This is a genomic window from Halomonas sp. V046 (assembly GCF_052645355.1).
This window is the reverse complement of record NZ_JBQXYF010000003.1, coordinates 56,313-79,486: the sequence shown is the minus strand read 5'-3', so window position 1 is coordinate 79,486 and position 23,174 is coordinate 56,313. Positions and strand designations below refer to the sequence as shown.

General features: G+C 66.0%; 18 protein-coding genes. 13 read left to right on the top strand and 5 right to left on the bottom strand.

The features are described from left to right. The first annotated feature begins 103 nt into the window (after positions 1–103). The 6 genes from ACUN9Y_RS04750 to glrR all read left to right on the top strand — a co-directional run bounded on the left by ACUN9Y_RS04750 (position 104) and on the right by glrR (position 8,100). Complete coding sequence (locus ACUN9Y_RS04750; protein WP_445459540.1) at positions 104–784, top strand: TIGR00153 family protein; 681 nt, start codon at positions 104–106, stop codon at positions 782–784. 78 nt (positions 785–862) lie between these two features. Next, positions 863–2,128 (top strand): inorganic phosphate transporter, encoded by a 1,266-nt coding sequence (locus ACUN9Y_RS04745; RefSeq protein WP_445459539.1) that lies wholly within the window; start codon positions 863–865, stop codon positions 2,126–2,128. Between the two features lie 211 nt (positions 2,129–2,339). After that, a complete protein-coding gene (argA, locus tag ACUN9Y_RS04740) occupies positions 2,340–3,677 on the top strand; it encodes an amino-acid N-acetyltransferase (protein ID WP_445459538.1) in 1,338 nt (445 codons plus the stop codon). A gap of 914 nt (positions 3,678–4,591) precedes the next feature. Further along, entirely contained in the window at positions 4,592–6,082 is a 1,491-nt protein-coding gene (locus ACUN9Y_RS04735) for a sensor histidine kinase (protein WP_445459537.1), read from the top strand. Then, entirely contained in the window at positions 6,079–6,696 is a 618-nt protein-coding gene (locus ACUN9Y_RS04730; RefSeq protein ID WP_445459536.1) for a hypothetical protein, read from the top strand. The genes ACUN9Y_RS04735 and ACUN9Y_RS04730 overlap by 4 nt, the downstream gene beginning before the upstream one ends. 18 nt (positions 6,697–6,714) lie before the next feature. Beyond that, complete coding sequence (gene glrR / locus ACUN9Y_RS04725; RefSeq protein WP_445459535.1) at positions 6,715–8,100, top strand: two-component system response regulator GlrR; 1,386 nt, start codon at positions 6,715–6,717, stop codon at positions 8,098–8,100. A 53-nt stretch (positions 8,101–8,153) separates the two neighbouring features. Here glrR and xseA read toward each other — a convergent pair whose 3' ends face one another. Next, positions 8,154–9,497 carry an exodeoxyribonuclease VII large subunit gene (gene xseA, locus ACUN9Y_RS04720; RefSeq protein ID WP_445459534.1) on the bottom strand — a complete coding sequence of 448 codons (1,344 nt, stop codon included), beginning with the start codon at positions 9,495–9,497 and terminating at the stop codon, positions 8,154–8,156. 257 nt (positions 9,498–9,754) lie between these two features. Here xseA and ACUN9Y_RS04715 point away from each other — a divergent pair, with 257 nt between their 5' ends. The 4 genes from ACUN9Y_RS04715 (at position 9,755) to ACUN9Y_RS04700 (ending at position 15,082) form a co-directional block, all read left to right on the top strand. Then, positions 9,755–11,566: an alkaline phosphatase D family protein gene (locus tag ACUN9Y_RS04715; protein ID WP_445459533.1), complete on the top strand. Its 1,812-nt coding sequence runs from the start codon at positions 9,755–9,757 to the stop codon at positions 11,564–11,566. A gap of 177 nt (positions 11,567–11,743) precedes the next feature. Next, positions 11,744–12,406 carry a hypothetical protein gene (locus ACUN9Y_RS04710; protein ID WP_445459532.1) on the top strand — a complete coding sequence of 221 codons (663 nt, stop codon included), beginning with the start codon at positions 11,744–11,746 and terminating at the stop codon, positions 12,404–12,406. Next, the gene (locus ACUN9Y_RS04705; RefSeq protein ID WP_445459531.1) at positions 12,403–13,983 is read left to right on the top strand and encodes a GMC oxidoreductase; all 1,581 of its coding nucleotides are present in this window, start codon (positions 12,403–12,405) and stop codon (positions 13,981–13,983) included. Before ACUN9Y_RS04710 ends, ACUN9Y_RS04705 begins: the two co-directional genes overlap by 4 nt. A 4-nt stretch (positions 13,984–13,987) precedes the next feature. After that, on the top strand, positions 13,988–15,082 hold the full coding sequence (locus tag ACUN9Y_RS04700; RefSeq protein ID WP_445459530.1) for an alpha/beta hydrolase: 1,095 nt from the start codon (positions 13,988–13,990) through the stop codon (positions 15,080–15,082). Positions 15,083–15,305: 223 nt separating this feature from the next. On the opposite strand, the gene ACUN9Y_RS04695 is transcribed toward ACUN9Y_RS04700, so the two are convergent. The 4 genes from ACUN9Y_RS04695 to ACUN9Y_RS04680 all read right to left on the bottom strand — a co-directional run bounded on the left by ACUN9Y_RS04695 (position 15,306) and on the right by ACUN9Y_RS04680 (position 19,507). Continuing rightward, a complete protein-coding gene (locus ACUN9Y_RS04695) occupies positions 15,306–16,382 on the bottom strand; it encodes an AbrB family transcriptional regulator (protein ID WP_445459529.1) in 1,077 nt (358 codons plus the stop codon). A 117-nt stretch (positions 16,383–16,499) separates the two neighbouring features. Next, a complete protein-coding gene (locus tag ACUN9Y_RS04690) occupies positions 16,500–18,005 on the bottom strand; it encodes a tripartite tricarboxylate transporter permease (protein WP_445459528.1) in 1,506 nt (501 codons plus the stop codon). A gap of 48 nt (positions 18,006–18,053) precedes the next feature. Further along, positions 18,054–18,530: a tripartite tricarboxylate transporter TctB family protein gene (locus ACUN9Y_RS04685; protein WP_445459527.1), complete on the bottom strand. Its 477-nt coding sequence runs from the start codon at positions 18,528–18,530 to the stop codon at positions 18,054–18,056. Then, positions 18,527–19,507 (bottom strand): Bug family tripartite tricarboxylate transporter substrate binding protein, encoded by a 981-nt coding sequence (locus ACUN9Y_RS04680; RefSeq protein ID WP_445459526.1) that lies wholly within the window; start codon positions 19,505–19,507, stop codon positions 18,527–18,529. The genes ACUN9Y_RS04685 and ACUN9Y_RS04680 overlap by 4 nt, the downstream gene beginning before the upstream one ends. A gap of 131 nt (positions 19,508–19,638) precedes the next feature. Here ACUN9Y_RS04680 and ACUN9Y_RS04675 point away from each other — a divergent pair, with 131 nt between their 5' ends. The 3 genes from ACUN9Y_RS04675 to ACUN9Y_RS04665 are packed head-to-tail and all read left to right on the top strand — an operon-like array spanning position 19,639 to position 22,918. Next, positions 19,639–20,307, top strand: coding sequence for a response regulator (locus tag ACUN9Y_RS04675; RefSeq protein WP_445459525.1), 669 nt, complete (start codon positions 19,639–19,641; stop codon positions 20,305–20,307). Next, complete coding sequence (locus ACUN9Y_RS04670; RefSeq protein WP_445459524.1) at positions 20,304–21,788, top strand: sensor histidine kinase; 1,485 nt, start codon at positions 20,304–20,306, stop codon at positions 21,786–21,788. The genes ACUN9Y_RS04675 and ACUN9Y_RS04670 overlap by 4 nt, the downstream gene beginning before the upstream one ends. Further along, positions 21,785–22,918, top strand: coding sequence for an ABC transporter substrate-binding protein (locus ACUN9Y_RS04665; RefSeq protein ID WP_445459523.1), 1,134 nt, complete (start codon positions 21,785–21,787; stop codon positions 22,916–22,918). Before ACUN9Y_RS04670 ends, ACUN9Y_RS04665 begins: the two co-directional genes overlap by 4 nt. Positions 22,919–23,174 lie beyond the last annotated feature (256 nt).

Genomic DNA, 23,174 nt, shown 5'->3' with positions numbered 1-23,174 from the left:
AAGGTCGGTTGAGAATAGCGGAACATGACAGAAATTTTTTCATGACGTGGCACAGGCAGATCACTATACTGACGCCGCCATTTCCTAGTGTCCGTGACCACCCATGGTGACATCAAATCCGTTTTCCTCGATGTTCGGCCGTTCGCCGTTCCAGCCACTGCTGGCGCACATCGAAAAAGCTCATGATTGCTCTGCTGCACTACTGCCGTTCTTCGAGGCGACCCTCGAAGGCGACTGGGAGTCTGCCGCGAACCATCGAGAGACCATCACGCGCCTTGAGCATGATGCCGACGAACTCAAGACCGAGTTGCGTCTGAATCTGCCCAATACGCTGTTCCTGCCGGTATCACGCTCCGACCTGCTGGACCTGGTCAGCGTGCAGGACAAGATCGCCAACAAGACCCGGGACATCACCGGGATCATGTTGGGGCGCCAGATGCAGGTGCCGCCCGAGCTTGCCGCGCCCATGCGCGATTACATTCAGACCGCGGTCGCCTGCGTCGCCCAGGCGCGTCAGGCCCTTGGCGAGCTCAAGGACCTGCTCGAATCAGGCTTTGGGCGCAATGTGACCGAGCTGATGCAGAAGCTCATCCGCGATCTTCATGACCTGGAGAACCGTGCCGATGAGCAGCAGATCGCCATCCGTCGCCAGCTGTTTGCCCTCGAGGCCAGCCTGCCGCCGGTCGACGTGATGTTCCTGTACAAGATCATCGAGTGGATCGGTGAGCTGTCCGATCGTGCCGAGCGTGTCGGCAGCCGACTGCAGATCATGACCGCGAACTAGGTTTCGCCCCTTCTGGACCGCCTACGGGCGGTCTCGTTGCATCTAGACCTTATAGACTTTCAAAAGGGTTGATTCCCCATGTCGATCATTGCCCAGCACGGTGACATCTTCATCATTCTGGCCTGCGCGTTCGGTTTCTTCATGGCCTGGGGGGTGGGCGCCAATGACGTCGCCAATGCCATGGGAACCTCCGTGGGTTCTCGCGCCATCACCATCAAGCAGGCGATCCTGATCGCCGTTATCTTCGAATTCCTCGGTGCCTGGCTCGCCGGGGGACAGGTCACCGAGACCATTCGCAAGGGCATCATCAATCCGGCCTTGCTCGAGAACGATCCACAGTTTCTGGTCTACGGCATGCTGGCCTCGCTGCTGGCCGCCGGCACCTGGCTATTCATTGCCTCGATGAAGGGCTGGCCGGTATCGACCACGCATTCCATCGTCGGTGCCATCGTCGGCTTCGCCATGGCCGGGCTCGGCATCGACGCGGTGGGCTGGGGCAAGGTCGGTCAGATCGCCGCCAGCTGGATCGTGTCGCCCCTGCTCGCCGGCTCGATCGCCTTCATGCTGTTCAAGAGCGTGCAGCGGCTGGTGTTCGAGGCCGACGATCCGTTCGCCGCGGCCAAGCGCTACGTGCCGATGTACGTGTTCCTGGTCGGCTTCATCGTCGCCATGGTGACCCTGACCAAGGGCCTCAAGCACGTTGGCCTGCACCTGGAATTCGTCGAGAGCCTGTTCATCGCCATCCTCATTGGCCTGGCGCTGATGGGGATCGGTATTCAGCGTGAGAAGCGCATCAGCCGCAGCAAGCGCAAGTCGGATTCGTTCGGCTTCGAGGGCGTCGAGCGGGTGTTCGGCGTGCTGATGATCTTCACCGCCTGCGCCATGGCCTTCGCCCACGGCTCCAACGACGTGGCCAATGCGGTGGGACCGCTGGCGGCGGTCATCAGCGTCGTTCAGCATCAGGGTGCCATCGACGGTGCCGCCGCGGTGCCCTGGTGGGTGCTGGTCCTCGGGGGTGGCGGTATCGTGGCCGGCCTGGTCACCTATGGCCACAAGGTCATTGCTACCGTCGGTACCGGCATCACCGAGTTGACGCCGAGCCGTGGCTTCGCCGCCACCCTGGCCGCCGCCACCACCGTGGTGCTGGCCTCCGGCACCGGCTTGCCGATCTCCACCACGCACACCCTGGTCGGGGCGGTACTCGGCGTCGGCCTGGCCCGTGGCCTGGCCGCCCTCAACCTGCGAGTGATCGGTACCATCGTCATGTCCTGGCTGATCACGCTGCCGGCAGGCGCGGGTCTTTCTATCCTGTTCTTCTTCATGTTCAAGGGCATCTTCAACTGACCAGGGCGTGATCGCCCACCCCGCGAGACCGTCGACGGCGCCCTTGAGGCGCCGTCTCTCGCTATAGGGGGGCGGCCTCGCCGGGCAGATCGGGTGACCGTGGTAGGCACCAGGTACGCCGCCCGTACCGGCTCATCCTGGCCTCTGATACCCTGGCCTCTGATATAGTGCAGCGATCATCTTTCCCTATCGTGACGGAGCAGGTGCGCCCTTGAATACGCGGTTTTCCTTCGTCGACTGGTTTCGTCATTCCTCGCCCTACATCAATGCCCACCGCGGGCGTACCTTCGTCGTCTTGATCGAGGGGGAGGCGGTGGCCGGTGGCCGCGGCGAGTCGCTGATCCAGGACTTGGCGCTGTTGCATACTCTTGGCGTGCATCTGGTCGTGGTATTCGGGATCCGGCAGCAGGTCCACGAGCGACTCGCCAGCGACGGCATCGAGCCGATTCGTCACCAGGGGCGCTGGGTCGCCGACGAGGCGATCATGGCGCGGGTCGAGCGCGTGGCCGCCGAGCAGCGTCTGTGGCTCGAAGCGCGACTCTCGGTGGGGCTGCCTAACACACCGCTGCACGGCATCGAGCTGACCGCGGTGTCGGGTAACCTGGTCATGGCGAAGCCCCTGGGCGTGCGGGAGGGCGTCGATTTTCAGCGCTCTGGCGAGGTGCGCCGCGTGCGAGCTTCTGCCATCCGGGCCTTGATGGCCGAGCGTTCGCTGGTGCTGTTGCCCCCATTGGGGTTCTCCAGCACCGGCGAGGTGTTCGATCTCGATGCCGCCGAAGTGGCACAAAAAGCGGCGGTGGCCCTGGGGGCCGACAAGCTGATCCTGCTGGGCGATGCCGATGGCCTGAGGGGCGATGACGGCACGCTATTGCGCCAGCTGACGCCGGTCCAGGCCGAGCCGCTGTTGTCTTGCCTGGCGTCGGGCGATGAAGTGACCCGCCACCTTGGTGCCGCCTGCGAGGCGGCGCTTCACGGGGTTGCCCGCGCCCACCTGCTGTCGTGGCGTGACCAAGACGCGCTACTGGGAGAGCTATTCACTCGAGATGGCGTCGGCACCATGATCACCCAGCGCCGCTACGAGCAACTGCGTCCGGCCGAGGTCGGTGACATCGGCGGCCTGCTGGAGCTGCTCGAGCCTCTCGAGCGCCGAGGCATGCTGGTCGCCCGTTCCCGAGAGCGTCTGGAGCACGAGATCGACGACTATCTGGTGATCGACCGCGATGGCATGGTCATCGCCTGTGCGGCGTTGCACCGCTTCGCCGACGGCAAGACCGGCGAACTCGCCTGTGTGGCAGTGCACCCGGATTACCGTAGCGATGCTCGCGGAGAACGTCTGCTGGCCGAGATCGAGCGGCAGGCGAGCCGTGAAGGGCTCGAGAATCTGTTCGCACTCACCACCCATACGGCCCACTGGTTTATCGAGCATGGCTTCATGCCGGCCTCCCTCGAGAGTCTGCCGCCTCTCAGGCGCGACGCCTACAACCACGCCCGCAAGTCGAAGGTTCTGATCAAGTCACTCGGCGACAGGACCCGCCTGACCAGCGCCTGAAAGGCCTGAATACGGCGCTTTGCGCGCCCCGGGGATAGCGTTTCCGGGGCGTGGATGGTGGCGATCCTCCTGCTGTTCGGGGCCGATCATGTCGCCTGGCTGCGTCAGGCCTGACCGGGCTGTATCTATTTTGCGACTTCATAACATCCTGTTATCCATGATGATTTCGGATTCTTTGTATTTTGCGTCGGCGTCTGGAGACGGATGGAGGCTCGAATCGAACGATTTTCCTTCTCGATGAGCGCAAAGTGCCTGATCTGTCGATTCGTGAATTATTAACTAATTGAAAATTAATGTATATTTGGATAACTGGCACGTTATTAGCTTAGTGTTAGGTGAGCAGGAGAAACGGTAGCCGACGGCTCGCTCCGTTTCTCGGGTGTCACCGGGGACTTCACTGCCCTGTGCGTTCTACGGTGATCGCCCGGCGTCTGCTCCGCGCGATGTGCGACACAAGGTTGCGATGAGACGGTACCGGCCGACGAGGCATGGAGAGGTATCGATAGGGGCAAGGATGCCCTGGCAAGGATGCCACCCCCTTCGGGGGCGTTATTTTTCCCCGTCGCTCGGGCGGCGGTGGCAAGAACGAGGCAGGGTGGTGCGTCCACCCGCGTGATGACGACCGAGTTCCTGGTGACCCAGGCGTCGTGGCGGCTTCGGGCCTTCGGGCCGCTGGAAAATCGAACAATGGACGGGCCAGGCTGTCGATTGATCTGTTTTCCAACCCTTCAGTTCCCTGCGTATTCGGGCCGGCCATGCCGGCCCCTTTTTTTGGCCGAATTTTCACCAGCGTTGGTGGGGCAGAGCCACAAACGCCAGTTTCGGCGGAAGCGTGCGCGGGGGAGTGGCCGTTTTCTGGTATTCTGGATGGATCGATGTTCTTTCCTTTTACATTCCTTCACAGAACGCTGGTCATGACCTCTGCCGCGACGCGCCGTTGGCGCCCTCGTTCCTTGCTCCAACTGGTATTGCTGGCGTTTGTCGTCGTGATGCTGCCACTGGGCGTACTGATGTATCAGGCCGGCCAGGCGTTGTCTGAGCTGTCGCGGCTGGCCGAGGTCAGTGCCCGCCAGGCAGTCGCCGAGACCCGTCGGGCGCGCACGCTGGGGTCCCTGGCCCTGGAGATGGAACGCGGCGCGCGGCAGTATGCGGTGGTGCAGCAGGATAGCCTGCTCGAGATCTATGACGCCCGCCTCGAGGAGTTTCGCCAGCTCTTGACGAGCCAGCGTCTGCTGTTGCCGGATGATCCTGACGTCAAGGCACTCGGTGACTTGCTGGACGAACTTGAGGCGTTGCCGGACCTGGACGCCGAGGATTACGAACAGACGCTGCCCCAATTCGTGCCATTCTCCGAGCATGTCGAGGGCATGCGCCAGGCGACCAACCAGCGTATCGACCAACGCCTGGATGCGATCCAGGGGCGTGCGGTGGAGGTTCAGCAGCGATTGTGGTGGCAGACCGGGGCGCTGGTGTCATCGAGCCTGTTGCTGATGCTGCTGTTCACGCGCTTGATCATTCGCCCGGTCCGCCAGCTCGAGAACCGCATCCTCGGGATCGGCAGTGGCCATCAGGAGCCCCGTGTGCAGCGCGTGCAGGGGCCGGCCGAGCTGGTTGCCCTCGGCGAACGCCTGGATTGGCTCACCGCTCGACTCGACGAACTCGAGGAGCAGAAGCAACAGTTCCTGCGCCATATGTCCCACGAGCTGAAGACGCCGCTGGCAAGCGTCCGAGAAGGATCGTCATTGCTCAGCGACGGGGTCGCCGGCGAGGTCAGTCCGCGCCAGCGCGAGGTGTTGGAACTGATCGATGCCAGCGGTGCCGAGTTGCAACGCCTGATCGAGCAGCTGCTCGACTATAATCTGCTTCAGCACAATCGCACCGCGGAAATCGAGCGGCTGGATGTTGCCACCGTGGTGCGGGAAGTGCTGGCCAAGCATCGCCTCGCGCTCGAGACCAAGGAAATGCGCCTCGAGGTGTTTAGCGGCCGGGTGATCTGGTGGGCCGACCATCAGGCCACCGCGCGGGTGCTGGACAACCTGATTTCCAACGCCCTGGCCTACGGTGAACAGGGCGGAGACATGGTGATTCGAGCCCGGGCCAGCCACGACCGCCTCGAGCTTGAAGTTGCCAACAGCGGTGAGCCGATCGCCGAACAGGATCGCCCGCACTTGTTTGAAGCGTTCTACCAGGGCCGTGCACGACGCAAGGGGGCGCTCAAGGGGTCGGGCATCGGCCTGTCGGTTGCCGCCGATTGCGCACGCCTGCAGCACGGTCGGCTCGAGTTGGTCGACAACGATCGCCTAGCGGTGTGCTTTCGCTTGACGCTACCCGCCATCGACGCTGGCGAGAACGAACATTACTTGCCCGCCAGGACGGGCAATGACGCAAGGAACCTGACGTTATGACCAAAGGGGCAGAGACCCTCATCGTCCCGGCGCCATCGGAGCCGCCTCCGGTGGGGCGCGGCGCTCAAGCGGGGCGTCGTCTGATCGGCATTGCCGTTGCCCTGGTCGGGGTCGCCTTGAGCGGCTGCGAGGCGCTTCCGTTCCCTCACCAGGGGGCGCCGGAGCCAGTGCAAACTCAGGACTTGGCAAGCTGCGATGCCGAGGTGCCGAGCTTCGCCAAAAACGCCTGCATGGTCAGCGATTGGATCGCCTTCGGCCTGGCGGCACAGCGCGGGGATAGTGCCTGGCGCGACGACATGCTGACGCGGCTGCAGGGCTACGCGCCGGAGCAGCGGCTGGGGCGCGCCGTGGTATTGGCCTGGGGCACCCCGGCGCAGTGGAACCAGGCCTCTGAGTATTACAAGGCAGACCTGAGCGGTGCCCCCAGCGAGCTGCAGCCGCTGCTGCGCTACTGGCTCAATGAGGTCGAGGGGCGACGCGCCCGTCAGGGGCGCGTGACACGCCATGATGGTGAGGTGGCAAGACTGCGAGAAGAAAACAAGGCGTTGGCCGACAAGCTCGAAGCGATGACGGCCATCGAACAGAGCATCAATCTGCGCCAGCAGGTGGAATAACCCCGTGGAGATTCCGAGATGAAGCAAGTCGCATCGACCCCGGCCGCCAGGACCTCGGCCCACCTCCTTCTGGTCGACGACGACGTCAGCCTGCTGAAGCTTCTGGGCATGCGCCTGGAAAGCCGGGGCTACCGCGTGACCACCGCCGAGAACGGGCGAGATGCCCTGAAGCGACTGGAGGAAGGCCGCCCCGACCTGGTGCTGTCGGACCTGCGCATGGACGAAATGGACGGCATGACGCTGTTCCAGGAGATCCAGCGGCGTCTGCCGGGCCTGCCGGTGATCATTTTGACCGCCCACGGCTCGATTCCCGATGCGGTCAGCGCCACGCGTCAGGGGGTCTTCAGCTTTCTGACCAAGCCGGTGGATCGCGAGGAGTTGTTCAGTGCCATCGATGACGCCCTGGCTCACTTGGCCAGCGGCGGAGAGGGCGACGACCGCTGGCGCGAGGCGATCATCACCCGCAGCCCGGAGATGGAGCGCATCCTCGAGCAGGCTCGCATGGTCGCCGGCTCCGACGTCAGCGTACTGGTCACGGGCCCCTCGGGCTCGGGCAAGGAACTGTTGGCCAATGCCATCCACAAGGCCAGTTCCCGGGCCGATAAGCCCTTCGTGGCGATCAACTGCGGCGCGCTGCCAGAACAACTGCTCGAGAGCGAACTGTTCGGCCATGCCAAGGGCGCCTTCACCGGCGCCATCAGCGAACACGGCGGGCTGTTCCAGGCCGCCGACGGCGGCACGCTGTTTCTCGACGAGATCGGTGACATGCCGTTGTCGCTACAGGTCAAGTTGCTGCGGGTCCTGCAGGAGCGTCATGTGCGCCCGCTCGGCTCGACCGTGTCCGTGCCGGTGGACGTCCGGGTGCTGTCGGCGACCCATCGCGACCTGGATCAGGCGATGCACGATGGCGAGTTCCGCGAGGACCTGTACTATCGCCTCAACGTGGTCAACTTGAAGTTGCCGCCGCTCAAGGATCGCGCCGAGGATGTGCCGCTGCTGGTCAAGCATCTGGTGGCCCAGGCGGCGTCGCGCCATAAGCCCTTCGTCAAGGGCTTCTCGCCGGAGGCGCTGAACCTGCTCGCGACCAGTGCCTGGCCCGGTAACGTCCGTCAGCTGGTCAATGTGGTCGAGCAGTGCGTGGCGCTGTCCAGCGCGCCGATGATTCCCGAGGCCCTGGTGGCTCAAGCGCTGGTGGCCGAGGACAATGCCCTGCCGACCTTCAATGACGCTCGGGCAGGCTTCGAGCGCAGCTACCTGGTCAAGGTGCTCAAGATCACCGAAGGCAACGTGACCCAGGCCGCGCGCATCGCCGGTCGCAACCGCACCGACTTCTACAAGTTGCTCTCGCGCCACGAGCTGGAACCGTCGTCGTTCAAGGCCAGCGCCCAGGCGAACGCCTTGTAAAGCGCCGAACGCCTTGTAAAACGCCAAATGCCTTGTAAACCGCCAAGTGCCGCCTAGCGCTCGACAACGCGGGTGACGGTAAGCGCAAGTTCGCCCTCGCCGAGTCTGGCGAACAGCCGCTCTCCTGGCCGGGTCTGGTTCGCTTCGCGGACCACCCGGCCTTCGTCGTCATGGAGGATGGCGTAGCCTCTGCCCAGTACCGCCAGCGGGCTGACGGCCTGTAGTTCTCTGGCCACGGACGCGAGGCGGTCACGGTGGCGCTTCAATTCCTGGTGTTGACTGAGCAGCAGGCGCCGGGTGAGGCGTTCCAGATCATGGCTGGCCTGGCTCAAGGCCAGCGCCGGCCGGCGTGCCGCCAGGCGCCGTGACAGTTCGGCCTGGTGGCGTCGATGGGACGTCAGCGTCTCCGCCATGGCCCGTCGGAGGCGTCGCTCGAGGTGCACCAGCGCTTCGCCCTGGCGCGCCAGGTGCTCGCCGGGGTGGCGCAGGCGCAAGCGCAAGTGATCGAGGCTCTGGGCGTCGCGCTGGAGGCGCGTGGTCAGCGCGCGGCCGAGTCGGGCGAAGAGCTGATCCAGGCGCTGGCGCAAGGCGTCTTGGGAGGGCACCAGGCGTTCGGCGGCGGCGGAGGGCGTCGGGGCGCTGGCATCGGCGGCCAGGTCGGCAAGGCTGGTGTCCACCTCGTGGCCCACCGCGGCCATGACCGGTAGGCGGGAGTGATGGATGGCGCGGGCCAGGTGCTCGTCGTTGAAGGCCCACAGGTCTTCCAGGCTGCCCCCGCCCCGGGTGATCAGCACCAGATCGTGTTCGGGGTCCAGGGCTGCCTGGCGATTGAGCAGGCCAAGGGCAGCGATCATCGCCGGGGCGGCCTCCGCGCCCTGTACCGGCACCGGGATCAGCGTGACTCTGGCCAATGGCCAGCGCGCTGCCAGCACCGCCAGTACGTCACGGATGGCGGCGCCGGTCGCCGAGGTCAGGACCAGCAGGTGTCGCGGGGGAAGCGGCAGGGGGCGGGCATTGGCGAAGACGCCTTCTTCGCCGAGCCGGGTCTTGAGGGCCTCCAGGGCGGCAAGCCAGGCACCGATACCCGCCGCCTGTACGGCTTCGACAATCAACTGGTAGTCGCCGCGCGGTTCGAACAGCGAGATACGCCCGCGCACGCGCACCTGATCGCCGTCGCGCATCGGCGTGGACACGAAGCGTCCGCGGGTGCGAAACAGCACCGCACGGACCTGGGCGCGGTCGTCCTTCAGTGTGAAGTAGACATGCCCCGATGCCGGCCGTGAGACGCCGGACAGCTCGCCCTCCACCCAGCATTCGCCCAGGCGCGTTTCGAGGGCCTGACGCGCCTGGCGATTCAGGTCGCTGACGGAGAGCACGTCTGTCGGCGCATCGGACATGGCGGATTTCCGGTTTCCATTGGCGAAGTAACGCGGGAGATGACGAACCCGTGTGGCCGAGCCTAGCACGAATGCTGTGCCCACATGTCGCCAGATCCCAGGCTCGGGACTACGCTGTAGGTTCAGACCCAAGACCGACGTCGCTGGTCTACGCGAGACGTCCATGTGGGTCGACACTCCTCGCTCTGCGGCGTATGGCGCTGCTGTTCCTTGTTCGCCCCGGGGCATCCAAGCGGCCACTGCGTCGGGAGACGGACATGTCCGGACTGCGAGAGCCTGACCTTGGCCCCATCGTCGGGCACATGACGTCCACCTGTTGCCGAATCTGGATTCGCGGGATCGCCCCGGAGGATCACGGAGCCGACCTGGCGGCGGCCATGCGCACGGTGGGTCTGGTAGTGCTGGTCGATGCCGTCGGCCGGCCCCTGGATATCGACCAGCAGCCCTTGGCGGGCGGCCCCGACGCTCGACCCTTTGCGTACTACTTTCGCCTGCGCCGGGAGTTCGATCGCACGGGGACCTTCATGTTCGGTGAGGAAACCGCCCTGGGGCTGGAGGGCCTGGACAATGCCGAACCGATTGCCGGCGCCGCGCTGCGGGTCGGCCCCGTGGGGCAGCCCGCAGGGCCGCTTCCGCTGACGCCGGACACCTCCTATCGCGTGCGTGTGGCGACGCTGACCCTGGATGACACCACGCCGGATCTCGAGCGCATGTCGGATGCGCAGCTCGCCCAGCGCCTGCCCAACATTGCGGTCATGGCCAGGCTCGTGACCGAGCTCGACCCCGAGCGCTGCGAGGCTTGCTTTTCCACCTTCGCCGCGCCCGATGACGAGCCGTCGTCGCTGGCCTTTCTGCTCGGGTCCTGCCGCTACCCAGGGGTGCTGTGGAAGACCAAGGAGGCGGATCGCATCTTCGCCCCGATGGCGCGTCAGTTGATCGGTAGCGATGCCACGGCGGCGCTGCCCAGGCCGCGGTTTACCCTGCTGGTGGGGGACCAGATCTACGCCGACAAGTACAGTCGCTTCGTGCCGGTGGACAGGGCCGAGACCTTCTCGGATTTTCAGAGCCGCTACCACGAGGCCTTCGACGCGCCCAATCTGCGTCGCATGCTGCGCCATGCGCCAACCTACATGATCCTCGATGACCACGAGATAGAAGACAACTGGCATCGTGACCGGCTGGCCACCAAGCGAGGGCTCTTCACTACCGCCATCAGCGCCTATATGAGCTATCAATGGTCACATGGGCCGCGCACCTTTGGCCGCCACCTCTACTACCATTTTACCAGCGGTGGATACCCGTTCTTCGTCTGTGATACCCGTACCCAGCGCACCTACCAGCGCGCCGGAACCGTCCTCGACAACCACCTGCTGGGCAGGCCCAGCATCGATCCACTGTTCGACTCTCAGCTCGAGATCGTCAAGCGCTGGCTCAGCCGCCAGCAAGCCGAGCACGGAGCGGTGCCGAAATTCGTCGTCAGCCCGACGGTGTTTGCGCCGAGCCCGATCGACGAGCGCCTCGATCCGGCCCTCGACGGCCGTGGCGCGCTGGCGCCCCCCGATCTGGCACGCACCAACCTGGCTCATCGTGCCGATAGCGACAGCTGGTCGGGGTTTCCCGCGACCCGCAAGGCGCTGCTTGAGCACATTGTCGCGGGCGGCATCGACAACGTGATCTTCTTGAGCGGCGATGTGCACTGCGCCAATATCGCCCAGATGCGATTCGACGGCCTGCATCGCGGTGAGCGGGTCGCATTGCATCTGTATGACGTGACCTCGTCGGCGCTCTATTGGCCCTTCCCCTGGGCCGATGGCGATCCCAACAACTTCGTGCATGACTCGGAGCTGCCTGGACAGGTGGATGGCTTTCCGCTGTTCGACGGTCGCCTGACGATGCACTACCGGGCCTATGGCTTCTATCAGGCCGAGAACTTCTGTCGCCTGGACGTGGATCGCGCCCGCGCAAGGCTCAGGGTGAGGGTCTTCGATCGAAACGGCAGGCTGGCCAGGGTCGGCGATGAGGCAGGCCGGCTGAGTGACTACAACAGTCTGAAACTGAGCCCTTGGTAGCGATGTGGCCGCCCGCCGCGGTGGACCGACGTGGCCGGCGACCCAGGATCCGTTGGGCTGGCGGTGGACAGGCGCAGCGCGACGCTGCGCGCTGGCACATAGCCCGGCACACCGCCCGGAACACCGCCCGGCACACCGCCCGGCACACCGCCCGGCACATCATAGAGAGGTAGCGACATGGCGGCGGGAATCGGTTTCGAGGAAACCATGCGGGGACCCTTTGCCCTCGGCTGCACCCACCCTGAACGGGGCGCCCGACAGGGGCGTAGCGAAGGGTCCGAAATGGCCATGCATGCGCGCATCACCATTCCCGATCTGGCGGCCTTTCTGGCCGATGACAGCCACCGTGGCGAGCTCGTCGGACAGGTCGATTTCGCGCCTCTGGGGCTCGGCATCGAGGCATCGTCGGGCGCGTTTGAGCTGTTTTCCAAGGGCCCGGGAGACGGCCGGGAAATGGTCTATGAGATGGCCTTCAGCGCCGGCGGCCGGGACTATTTCGTACGGGGAGTGAAGCGCGTGGATAACGACCCGGGGCTGGACCTGTGGCGCGACACCACGACCCTGTTCACCACCCTGTACGATGGCGCTGACACCCAGGGCGACGTGCTGGGTGCCGGCATCCTGTCCCTGGGAGTGACCCAGTTGATGGCGATGCTGGGGACCCTTGCGCCAAGGGGTGACGCTGACCTGAGAACGGTGGCAACCTTCGGTGAGTTCTTCTTTGGTGAACTGTGGACGCTCTATACGCCGTGGGTCGGGGATCAACACAGTGCCCGGGCCGGCGGCACGGGTCGCCCCCATCTGGACCCGGGGGCTAGTGCTCCAGGCAAGCCCCGATGAACTACGATGCCATCGTTATCGGCTCGGGGTTCGGTGGGGCCGTGGCGGCTTGCCGCCTGGCCGAAGCCGGGCAGCGGGTGCTGGTCCTCGAGCGCGGGCGGCGTTGGGCGAGCCTCGACTTCCCGCGCGGGCCCCGCGATGACTGGTGCTTCGATGTCGAACGCCCGCGTGAACGCCATGGCTGGTTGGACCTGCGCCTGTTTCCGCGTGTTGCCGTGGTGCAAGGGGCGGGCATCGGCGGCGGTTCGCTGGTCTACGCCAATGTCTCGGTGGCGCCGCAGGCGAGTGCGTTCGAGCGTGGCTGGCCCCAGGCCATCAGCTATGCGGGCCTGATGCCCTACGTCGATCGGGTCGGTGAGATGCTGGGGGTCAACCCGGTCCCGGAAGCCCAGGCCAGTGCCCGTTACCACCTGACCCGTGAGGCCGCCGAGGCCTGTGGGGATGGACACCGGTTCCGCGCCCTGCCGCTCGCGGTGCGCTTTGGCCCCGACTGGCACTATGGCCTGAACGATCCCCATCACCGCCGCCACAGCCGGTCCTCCCTGAATGCCTTTGGGCGCGAGCAGGGGACCTGCGTTCACTGCGGCAACTGCGATATCGGCTGTCCGGTGGGGGCGCGCAACACCCTGGACCTGAACTATCTGGCCCGGGCCGAGGATCTCGGCGCCGAGCTGTTGCCGTTGTCCCTGGTGGTGTCCGTGGCCCCGGATGGCGACGGTTACCGGGTCACGTACCAGAAGCTCGATGGCGCGCCAGGCATTCGTCATGAGCGCGCCGCGCGGGTGATCCTGGCGGCCGGCTCGCTGGGATCCACGGAGCTGTTGTTGCGCGCCAGGGACCAGCACCGAACGCTACCGGACCTCTCGCCGCGCCTGGGCCATGGCTGGTGTGCCAACGGGGACTTTCTGACCCCGGCCTACTACGCCAACCGTCGCCCGTCGCCAACCCGGGGGCCGACGATCAGTGCGGCGATCGACTATCTCGACGGCAGTGACCAGGGGGCGCGCTATTTCGTCGAGGATGGCGGCTTCCCCGACGCCATCGGCCACGCCCTGAACAGCCTGCTGGGTGACGGTATCGCCGGGCCGCGGCTGCTGGAAAGCTGGCGTACCCTGTTGCGCCACCTGCTCGATCATCAGGCGCCGGGGGAGTGCCTGATGCCCTGGTTCGGCCAGGGCGTCGACGCCAACGACGGCGTGATGCGGCTCTCGCGTGACTGGCTGGAGCAGGACCTGGCGCTGACGCTGGATTACAACGTCGCCCGCTCGAAGGCGACCGTGCAGGCACTGATCGAGCGCCACAAGTCGCTCAGCGCCGCGACCGGTGGCAAGGCCATGGAGCCGTTGTCGTGGCGCCTGCTCGACTATCTCGTCACGCCTCACCCGCTCGGTGGCTGCAACATGGGCGAAAGCCGCTGGGACGGCGTCGTCGATCATCGTGGCGAGGTCTTCGGCTATCCTCGCCTGCACGTCCTCGACGGAGCCATCGTGCCTGGCGCGCTCGGCCTCAACCCCTCACGCACCATCGCCGCGCTTGCCGAGCGGGCGATGGATCAGATCCTGTCACCCGGAGGGTGACGCCATGGCCCGAGATATTGCGCTTCACACCCTCGATGGCGTGCGTGATGCAGCGGTCACCCTGCACCCGTTCTGCACCGCCGATGGCCTGGGGTTGTCGCTGCTCCGCTTCTGCCGCACACCGGCCACCAGTGCGGTATTGATCGTTCACGGCCTGACCACGTCGAGTGATATGTTCATCCAGCCCGAGCACGACAACCTGGTCGGCTTTCTGCTGGATCAGGGCATCGGCGAGGTGTGGACCCTGGATTTTCGCATGAGCAATCGCCACCCCTACAACCTGCAGCCGAGCCACTATTCCATGGACGACTGCGCGTTGTATGACCTGCCCGCAGCGGTCGCGCAGATACGCCGGGTGGCAGGGGACCTGGACCTGCATGTGATCGCCCATTGCCTGGGCTCCATGAGCGTCGCCATGGCGCTGTTTGGTGGCACGGTCAGCGGCATTCGTTCGTGCATTCTCAATAGCGTCGCGCTGACGCCCCACGTGCCGCGCTGGTCGATGATCAAGGGCCACGTGTTTCCGTTTATCCTCGAGCGCATCTTTCAGCAGCCCTACGTCAGCCCGCGCTGGAGCGAAGACCCGCGCCTGACCCTTGGCAAGCTGCTGTCCCGCGGGGTATCGCTATTTCATCGCGAGTGTGATGTGCCCGCCTGTCACATGCTGTCGCTGATGTGGGGCACCGGGTGGCCGGCGCTCTACAATCACGAGAACCTCGACGAGGTGACCCATCGCCGTGGCGGCGACTTGTATGGGCCGGTGGGGCTCAACTACCACAAGCATGTGCTGAAGATGCTCCGAAACGGCCATCGGCCGGTGAAGATGCGGCCCAAGGACCCCGCCTACGCGGCCCTGCCCGACGATTACCTCGTCGCCGCCGAGGCCGTTCAGACGCCGTGCCTGCTGCTGACCGGGCGCGACAATCGGGTCTTCACCGACAGCAATATTCACTGCCATGCCGCCTTGGAACGCGTCGTGCCGGGCCGCCACGAACTGGCCATCATCGAGGGTTATGGCCACCAGGACGTGTTCATGGGCAAACGAGTGGCAACAGAAGTGTTCCCGAGGCTTTGGCGGTTTATCGAAGCGCACGCCTGAGCGGTGCTGCTCGGTCTGACGACGTCAGGACCCGAGCATTCTGGGGAGAGCGTAGCGCGCTGGCGCGAGCCCCCGTCGCGGCGTGCCGGCGCGAGCCTCGCCGCGCATGGCGGCGCGCGCGGCGAGGAGAGAGAGGGCGACGAGGAGAGAGAGGGCGGCGAGGAGAGAGACAGAGAGGAGAGAGAGGTAGAGAGAGGTAGAGAGGAGAGAGACGCGAAGCTGCCTAGCGAATGCGCTGGGCCCGCCGCTGGGCCCAGCTCAGCAGCGGCGGCATCAGCAGAATCAGCACGCTGATGCGCAGCAGGTGGTGCGAGGTAACGAAGGCCGGATCGATGCCGAGCGACAGGGCGACCAGGCTCAGCTCCGGCGCACCGCCGGGCATGTAGGCCAGCAGCGCCGCGGCCATGGAGTAGCCGGTCAGCCAGTGGGCCAGGGCGGCGGCCAGCACGGCGATGACGATCAGGGCGATGGCCTGCGCCGCGGCCATGCCCAGGTGGCGGGCCATTTCCGACAGCGCCACGCCGACGAAACGCACGCCCACCGAGACACCGATGATGACCTGGGCCAGAGCGATCAGTGTCGGCGGCAGAGCGGCGTGGGTCACGCCAGTCAGATGTAGCAGCGATGAGGCCAGCGCCGGGCCGAACAGCAGCGGGTTGGGCAGGCGCAGCAGGGTTCCGGCGACGGCGCCCACCAGGCCGGCACCGGCCAGCCAGGCGCCATCGGCGAGTCCGGGCAGGGCGAACCACTGGCCGGTCTGGGGCGAGCCGCCGGCCAGATCGACATGGCCGATGGCGCTCAGCAGTGGCGGTATCGCCACCAACAGCACCAGGATACGCACCGCGTGGGTGATACCGATGGCCTTGAGGTCGGCGCCGGACTCCGCCGCCATGAGGGTGACCGCCGACACGCCGCCGGGAACGCCGGCATAGAGGGCCGTATCCAGGGAGTAGCCCGCCAGGCGATGGGAAAACCACACCGAGAACACCATCATCAGCGCGGTCGCCGTGAGCATGATGGCAAGGCTCGCACTCCACTGCCCCAGATCCCCGGACATGTCCGGGGTGAACGCCGATCCCAGCATCACCCCGATCACCACCAGTACCGCCTTGCGCGCCCGCCCCGGGGAGCCGAGCCTGACTCCGGCAAGGCTCGTCAGGGTGGTCGTGATCAGCGCGCCGAGAAGCCACGGCAGCGGCAGGTTGAACGCATAGGCCGCCCCCCCGCCGAGCCCGCCGAGCACCAGGGTGGGAGCGAAGCGCAGGGCCGGGTGCCATCCGCGAGGCGGTGCGTTGGTCATCGAGACTCCGGAAACCGAAAGCGAAAAAAGGGCGCCGCGAACGATGGTCGTCGCGGTCGCCAGGTGGCTCATGAGCCGTGCACGCTCACCGGCGGCGCCGTCGCGCCGCGGTGGGCATTATACGCCGCTCGCCTGGCGCCGGGTCAGTAGCCTCGTCACCAGCCAGGGCAGGATCAACAGCGCCGCCGCGGCGATCCACAGCGACAGCGAGATGCCGGACTGCCACAGGATACCGGTATCGCCGCCGCTGATCGCCAGGGCTCGGCGCAGGTTCTCTTCCATCAGCCCGCCCAGCACGTAGCCGAGGATGACCGGCGCCAGCGAGAAGCCGAGCTTGCGCAGCAGGTAGCCGAACACGCCGATGATCAGCATCAGGAAGATCGCGGTTAAGTCCGAGTGCAACTGATAGACGCCGACGAACGAGAGTACCGCGATGGCGGGCACCAGGACCCAGCGCGGAATGGTCAGGACCCGAGCGAAGAAGCCGGCCAGCGGCAGGTTCAGGGCCAGCAGCACGATATTGCCGATATAGAGCGAGGCGATCAGCCCGCCGGCCACTTCCGGGCGCTCGGAGAACATCATCGGCCCCGGGGTGATGTTGTAGAGCATCAGCGCACCGAGCAGTACCGCCGTGGTACCGGAGCCGGGGATGCCCAAGGTCAGCATGGGCACGAAGGAGCCGGCGGCAGCGGCGTTGTTGGCGGCCTCGGGGGCGGCCAGCCCGCGCATGTCACCGTGGCCGAAGGTGCCGTCCTTGTCCGACAAACGCTTCTCGGTGGTGTAGGACACCGCACCCGCCACCGAGGCTCCGGTGCCCGGTAGCACGCCGATGATGAAGCCGATGACCGCCGAGCGCAGCATGGCGCCCTTGCAGAACATGACCTCCTTGATGCTGACGAATACCCGGCCCAAGGGAGGCATCTCATTGTCGACGTCGTCGCGGTTGGCGTGCTCGAGCATCAACAAGATCTCGCTGATGGCAAACAGGCCAATGATCATGACCACGAAGTCGATGCCGTCGTAGAGCTCGGGCATGCCGAAGGTGTAGCGCATCACGCCGGTGCTGGAGTCCACCCCGACGGTGGCGATCAGCACCCCGAGCACCGCGCCGATGGCGGTCTTGATCGGGTCCTTGCCCATCATCACCGCCATGGACGAGAAGGCGAATACCATCAGGGCGAAGAATTCGGCGGGGCCGAACATCACCGCAAACCGGGCCAGCAAAGGCGCGAACAGCGTCAGACCGAGGATGGCGATGGTGGCACCAACGAAGGAGCTGACCGCGGACAGGCCGAGCGCCGGCCCCGCCAGGCCCTGTTTTGCGAGCGGGTGGCCATCGAGGGTGGTCATCACCGCGCCGGCATCACCCGGCACGTTGAGCAGAATGCTCGACATGCGCCCGCCGTATTCGGCCCCGGTGTAGATGCCGGCGAGCAGGATCAGCGCCGATTCGGCCGGCAGGCCGAGGGTGTACGCCAGCGGCATCAGGATGGCGATGCCGTTGATCGGCCCGATGCCGGGCAAGGCCCCGAACAGGGTGCCGAGCAGGGCGCCCAGAAAGGCCAACCCCAGGTTGAGCGGCGTCAGGGCGACGCCGAAGCCTTCTATCAGAAAATCAAACATATACAGTTCCTCGCGCTATCGCGCTGCCGAGGGATTCGCCGGCTGGATTCAGCCGCCCAAAGCGCTAAGCCAGGTGCCGTCTGGTAGGCCGATGCCAAGCCCCTGGGTGAAAAGCCAAAGGGTGATCAGTGCCATGGCCACGCCGGTGGCGATGGCTTTCGGCCAGCTGGCTTCGAATAGCCTGGCGAGGCCGATAATGGTGATCAGCGAACTGCCAAGATAGCCAAGCCGCGGGAAGAGCAGGGCGTAGACCAGCAATAGTGCCAGCACCGAAGCGAGCTTCATGGCCAGGCGGGCGTCTGGCCAATGGCCGTCTTCACCGGGCCGCAGCACCAGTACCAGGGCCAGCAGGCCAAGCAGTATCGAGAGCCCCAGTGGAAAGGCCTTGGGGCCGACCGGGTCATAGCTGAACGGCACTTCAAGGCCGAGCGCCGTCACCGCGGTGAACACCGACAGGCCGAGCAGGGCCAGGCCCAGGACGCGGTCTGCACCGCGTCCCTTGGCCACAGGTGCAGGCAGCGTCATTGGGTCAGACCCACGTGCTGGGCCAGGGTCTTGAAGTCGGCGACCTGAGCCTTGACGTAGGCATCGAAGTCGTCACCGAAGCGCGCCATGGGGAAGAGCCCACGGGCCTCGCGGCGCTCGGCGAAGCCTTCGTCCTGGGACAGCGCCTCGAGGCGCTCTACCCAGGCCTGGTAAGCCTCGTCGCTGACCTCGGGGCCCATGTAGTAGCCGCGCCAGATCGGCCATTGAACGTCGTAGCCCTGCTCGAGCGCCGTGGGGATATCGGTGTAAGGGCCGGCCATGCGCTCTTCGGACAGCGCCGCCAGCACTCGGATGTCGCCACTTTCTAGCTGTGACTTGAGCTCGGAAAGATCGCCGGTGAAGACCTGGATATGGTTGCCCAGCAGCGCCGCCAGGGCTTCGCCACCGCCCTCGAAGGCGACATAGCGCAGGCTCTTGGGGTCGACATCGGCGGCCTGGGCGGTCAGGGCAGCCTTCATCCAGTCCTGGCTACCGATACTGCCGCCGGCGCCGAAGGCAACTTGGGTGGGGTCTTGCTGGAGTGCGGTCATCAACTGATCGAGGGACTGGTAGGGGGAGTCGGCATTGACCACGATGGCGCCGTAGTCGACCCCGAGGGCGCCGAGCCAACGGACCTCATCGGCGTCGTACTGGCCGAACTTGCCGAGTGCCAGATTGACCGCGGCGCCGGTGCTGGCAGCGACGATCAGGTTGGGGTCGTCGGTACGCACGCCGTTGAGGTGGTTATAGGCGACGGCGCCGATGCCGCCTGGCATGTAGGTGACCAGCATCGGCGCATCGATCAGCTCGGCGTCGAGCAGGCCGTTGGCGGCCAGGCGGCAGGTCAGATCGTAGCCGCCGCCGGGCTTGGCCGGGGCGATGCACTCGGCCTCGCCCGAGGCCTGGGCGGTGGTGATGAGCACGCTGGATCCGAGCACGGCGGCGAGGGTGAAAGACAGAGCTGTGGTAATCTGCATGACGGACTCCGGAAGCGGTGTTGTTATGTGGTGATAGGGTCGGATAGGCGGGTGTTAGCGTCTGCGATGCTAGGCATCCGAGCTTTCATCAACCTGTCATCCCTAGGTTTATTGGCTGAGACTTTGGTCGTATGCGCCTGCTCGTTGTCGAAGACGATCCGTTGATTGCGCGCTCTGTGGCGCGCGCCCTGACCCCCTTGGGCAACACCGTCGAGGTCTTCGCCACCCGGCGAGAGGCCCAGGCGGCGCTGCGCCATCACCCCTTCGATCTTTTATTGCTGGATCTTGGCTTGCCCGATGGCGATGGCCTGGTCGTGCTCGAGGAGCTACGCGCTCGCGGTGACACCACGCCGGTGCTGATTCTTACCGCTCGCGATGGCCTGGACGACCGGGTTCGTGGGCTCGATCTCGGCGCCGATGACTATCTGGCCAAGCCGTTTCAACTGGCCGAGCTCGAGGCCCGGGTCAGGGCGCTGCTCAGGCGTAGTCAGCGACGAGTGGACAATCGCCTGACCCTGGGCCGGCTGCAATTTGATGCGGTCAGTGGCGCGACGATGCTGGACGGTGAACCCCTGGATCTGCCCCACCGCGAGCGGCTGCTGATCGAGAGCCTGCTGTCGAGCGCCGGCAGCATCGCGCCGCGTGAGACGCTGGAGAGTCGTCTGTTTGGCTTCGGCGAGGTCGGCTCCAACGCCCTCGAGGTGTATGTCAGTCGGCTGCGCAAGCGGCTCAAGGGGAGCGGTCTTAGCATTCGTACCTTTCGCGGCTTGGGCTATCGGCTCGAGGAAGATCGCCCGTGATCGACGTCGATGGCTCGCTCAAGGGGCGCCTGGCCGTGTGGCTGGCGCTTACCGTGACGGGGCTCGGGGCGCTGTTGATGATCGAAGCCTGGATCAGTAGCGGTCGCGCCGCCGAGCGAGCCTTCGACGCCCAGCTCGAGGCCGCCGCCTTGACCATCGCCGAGGCCGTACAGTGGGCGGACGGCAAGCCCGAGGTGGTGATTCCCACCGCGGCGCTGCAGATTCTCGCCACCGGCTCCCAGGAGCGCGTGTTCTACGCGGTCCTCGGCCGCGACGGCAAACGCCTCTCGGCCAATTTCCCCACCCCGTTGCCCGACGCCTGGCGTCGATCGGTGCGTCAGGCGCCGTTCACCGCGGACTATCGCAGCGGCGCCGATGCGCTACGGGTGTACGGTCGCCAGGTGGCCTCGGCGGGCTGGGTGAGTCAGGAACCGGTGCAGGTCTGGGTCGGCCACACCCTGGAGGGCCGCCAGGCCCTTGCCGATGCGCTGTTCAAGCGCTCGGTGACGCGTTTTCTGGCCATGGTGTTACTGGCCGGGGTACTGATGGTGATGACCATGCGTGTGGCGCTGACGCCGCTGCGCCGCCTGCGCCATCAACTACGCCGCCGCGGCGCCGACGATATGCGCCCGCTTGAGGCGCGGGTGCCGGCAGAGATGCACGAGCTGGCGCTGACGCTGGACCACCTCTTCGCCCGCCAGCGCGAGGGGCGGGAGGCGCTGCTGCGCTTTACCGCCGACGCCAGCCATCAGCTGAAAACGCCGCTTGCCGGCCTGCAGGCCATCAGCGAGTTGGCCTTGCGCAGCGATAACACCGCCGACTGGCGTGAGGCCCTGGAAGACGTCCACGACAGCGCCGAGCGCACCAGTCGACTGGCCGGGCAGCTGCTGTCGCTGGCGCGCCTGCATCATCTGGGCGGCGACGATGATGGCGGCGCGGTCGAGTTGGCCGCGCTGTTGCGGGGCGTGGCCCTGGAGTGGGCGGGGCGCGAGGACGCCGCCGGTCATGATCTCGGGCTGGCGGCTCTGCCCGATGAGCCGGTCTGGGTGGACGGTCAGGACTGGGCGCTGCGCGAGCTACTCGGCAACCTGATCGACAATGCCCTGCGTTACACCCCCGCAGGAACGCGGATCACCCTGGGGCTGAGTATCGACTCTGGCGGTAATGACCCGCGGGGCGGCGAGGCTTGCGTGACGCTCGATGACGACGGCCCCGGCGTGCCGGACGCCGCGCTTGAGCGCCTCTGTCGGCCGTTCGAGCGTGGAGGGCGCCAGGACACCGGCGGCTCGGGCTTGGGGCTTGCCATCGTCGAGACGATCGCTCGGCGCTGTGGCGGCCGCCTGGTGCTTGAGAACCTCACTCCACAAGGATTTGGCGCTCGGCTATGGCTGCCAAGACGGCTTCCACGACGGCTGCCAAGACGGCTTCCACGACGGCTGCCACGACGCGAGGCCGGCGCCGTGGACGAGGACGTTGCATGAGCCAAGCGAAGAGGCGCATCGCGCACCGCTTTGGCGTCGCCCTAGCCCTGGAGCTGGCCCTGGCCGCCTGCCTGATCGTGGCGACGATGGGGGCGGGCGTCATGGCCCTCCTGGGCAGCGCCGCCTGGGCAGGCGCAGCGTCCAACGCGCCGGAGGCGGCCGGCGAGAACCACGTGGTGGTGTCGGCGGCGCTGGATGAGGAGGTCGTAGCCCCGCTATTGGCGGCCTTTCGTGCGGCCTACCCGGAGATCGCGCTGGACTTCGAGGATCGCTCGACCCTGGACGTCGATCGCAGCGTCGTGGCGGACGACCCGCCGCCGGATGTCGTCATCAGTTCGGCGATGCCCTGGCAGATGGCGCGGGTCAATCAGGGCCTGGCGCGGCGGCTCGACAGCCCCGAGGCAAGAACCTGGCCCGAGTGGGCCAAGTGGCGCGATGAGGTCTTCGGCTTCACCTTCGAGCCGATCGTCATGGCCTACCGGCTCGACCTGTCGCGCTACATGCTGCCGCCTCAGACCCACGCCGACCTGCACCAGTTGCTGGCCACGCAAGGTGAACGCCTCAACGGGCGAGTGACCACCTACTCGCCGCTGACCAGTGGTATCGGCTATACCCTGCTGCAGCAGGATGCGCGGTATTCGTCGCGCTTCTGGGAGCTGGTCGCGGCCATGGGCGCCGTCGGGACTCACCTGGAGGGCAGCACCAGGGCGATGCTGGAAGGGCTGAGCGCAGGACGCTACTGGCTCGGCTACAACCTGCTGGGGTCCTACGCCATGGTCTATGCACAAGACCACCCGGAAGTGATCGTCCAGGTGCCCACCGACTATTCACTGGTGATGATGCGCATGGCCTTCATCCACCGCGATGCCCCGCATCCACGGGCCGCCGCAACCTTCGTCAACTTTCTGCTGAGCCACGCAGGACAGCGCGTGCTGGCCGGACAGACGCCCCTATTCAGCGTGCGACCCGGGGTGGTCGGCCCCTACACCGCGGCGCGCCTGCGCGATCAGGTCGGCGAGCGCCTGTATCCGATTCCCCTGAATGCCTCGCTGCTGGCGTTCGTCGATTCGGCGCGTCGGGCGGCCTTTATGGCGCGGTGGCGTGATCAGTTTGCCAAGGCGGCTCGCTGAGCGCATCGATGCCAGTCCCTGCCCGGGCTCACCCCATCGCCAGGTTGCTTGATACGGGTCAGGCGACTTGTGTGGCGATTGCGAGATGCTTGGCGGTTGCCGTGAATGATGAACCAGACCAGCGCCTGAGCGCTTCTGCTGCTTGGGCCTGTCACGACGTGCGGGTGCCGTCGGCGGCGCCTTATTGTCGTTCGTCTGCGGAGGGCGCTCACATTCAAGCCGCGTTCGAGGCCACACCCTTGGTTGGTAGATCGAT

Bases quoted from the DNA above. Each gene is read 5' to 3' on its own strand.
- ACUN9Y_RS04745 (WP_445459539.1), top strand. From the start codon at position 863: ATGTCGATCATTGCCCAGCACGGTGACATCTTCATCATTCTGGCCTGC.
- ACUN9Y_RS04675 (WP_445459525.1), top strand. From the start codon at position 19,639: ATGCGCCTGCTCGTTGTCGAAGACGATCCGTTGATTGCGCGCTCTGTG.
- ACUN9Y_RS04705 (WP_445459531.1), top strand. From the start codon at position 12,403: ATGAACTACGATGCCATCGTTATCGGCTCGGGGTTCGGTGGGGCCGTG.
- ACUN9Y_RS04695 (WP_445459529.1), bottom strand. From the start codon at position 16,382: ATGACCAACGCACCGCCTCGCGGATGGCACCCGGCCCTGCGCTTCGCT.
- ACUN9Y_RS04685 (WP_445459527.1), bottom strand. From the start codon at position 18,530: ATGACGCTGCCTGCACCTGTGGCCAAGGGACGCGGTGCAGACCGCGTC.
- ACUN9Y_RS04730 (WP_445459536.1), top strand. From the start codon at position 6,079: ATGACCAAAGGGGCAGAGACCCTCATCGTCCCGGCGCCATCGGAGCCG.
- glrR (WP_445459535.1), top strand. From the start codon at position 6,715: ATGAAGCAAGTCGCATCGACCCCGGCCGCCAGGACCTCGGCCCACCTC.
- ACUN9Y_RS04710 (WP_445459532.1), top strand. From the start codon at position 11,744: ATGGCGGCGGGAATCGGTTTCGAGGAAACCATGCGGGGACCCTTTGCC.
- ACUN9Y_RS04665 (WP_445459523.1), top strand. From the start codon at position 21,785: ATGAGCCAAGCGAAGAGGCGCATCGCGCACCGCTTTGGCGTCGCCCTA.
- ACUN9Y_RS04700 (WP_445459530.1), top strand. From the start codon at position 13,988: ATGGCCCGAGATATTGCGCTTCACACCCTCGATGGCGTGCGTGATGCA.
- ACUN9Y_RS04750 (WP_445459540.1), top strand. From the start codon at position 104: ATGGTGACATCAAATCCGTTTTCCTCGATGTTCGGCCGTTCGCCGTTC.
- ACUN9Y_RS04680 (WP_445459526.1), bottom strand. From the start codon at position 19,507: ATGCAGATTACCACAGCTCTGTCTTTCACCCTCGCCGCCGTGCTCGGA.
- ACUN9Y_RS04715 (WP_445459533.1), top strand. From the start codon at position 9,755: ATGTCCGGACTGCGAGAGCCTGACCTTGGCCCCATCGTCGGGCACATG.
- xseA (WP_445459534.1), bottom strand. From the start codon at position 9,497: ATGTCCGATGCGCCGACAGACGTGCTCTCCGTCAGCGACCTGAATCGC.
- ACUN9Y_RS04690 (WP_445459528.1), bottom strand. From the start codon at position 18,005: ATGTTTGATTTTCTGATAGAAGGCTTCGGCGTCGCCCTGACGCCGCTC.
- ACUN9Y_RS04735 (WP_445459537.1), top strand. From the start codon at position 4,592: ATGACCTCTGCCGCGACGCGCCGTTGGCGCCCTCGTTCCTTGCTCCAA.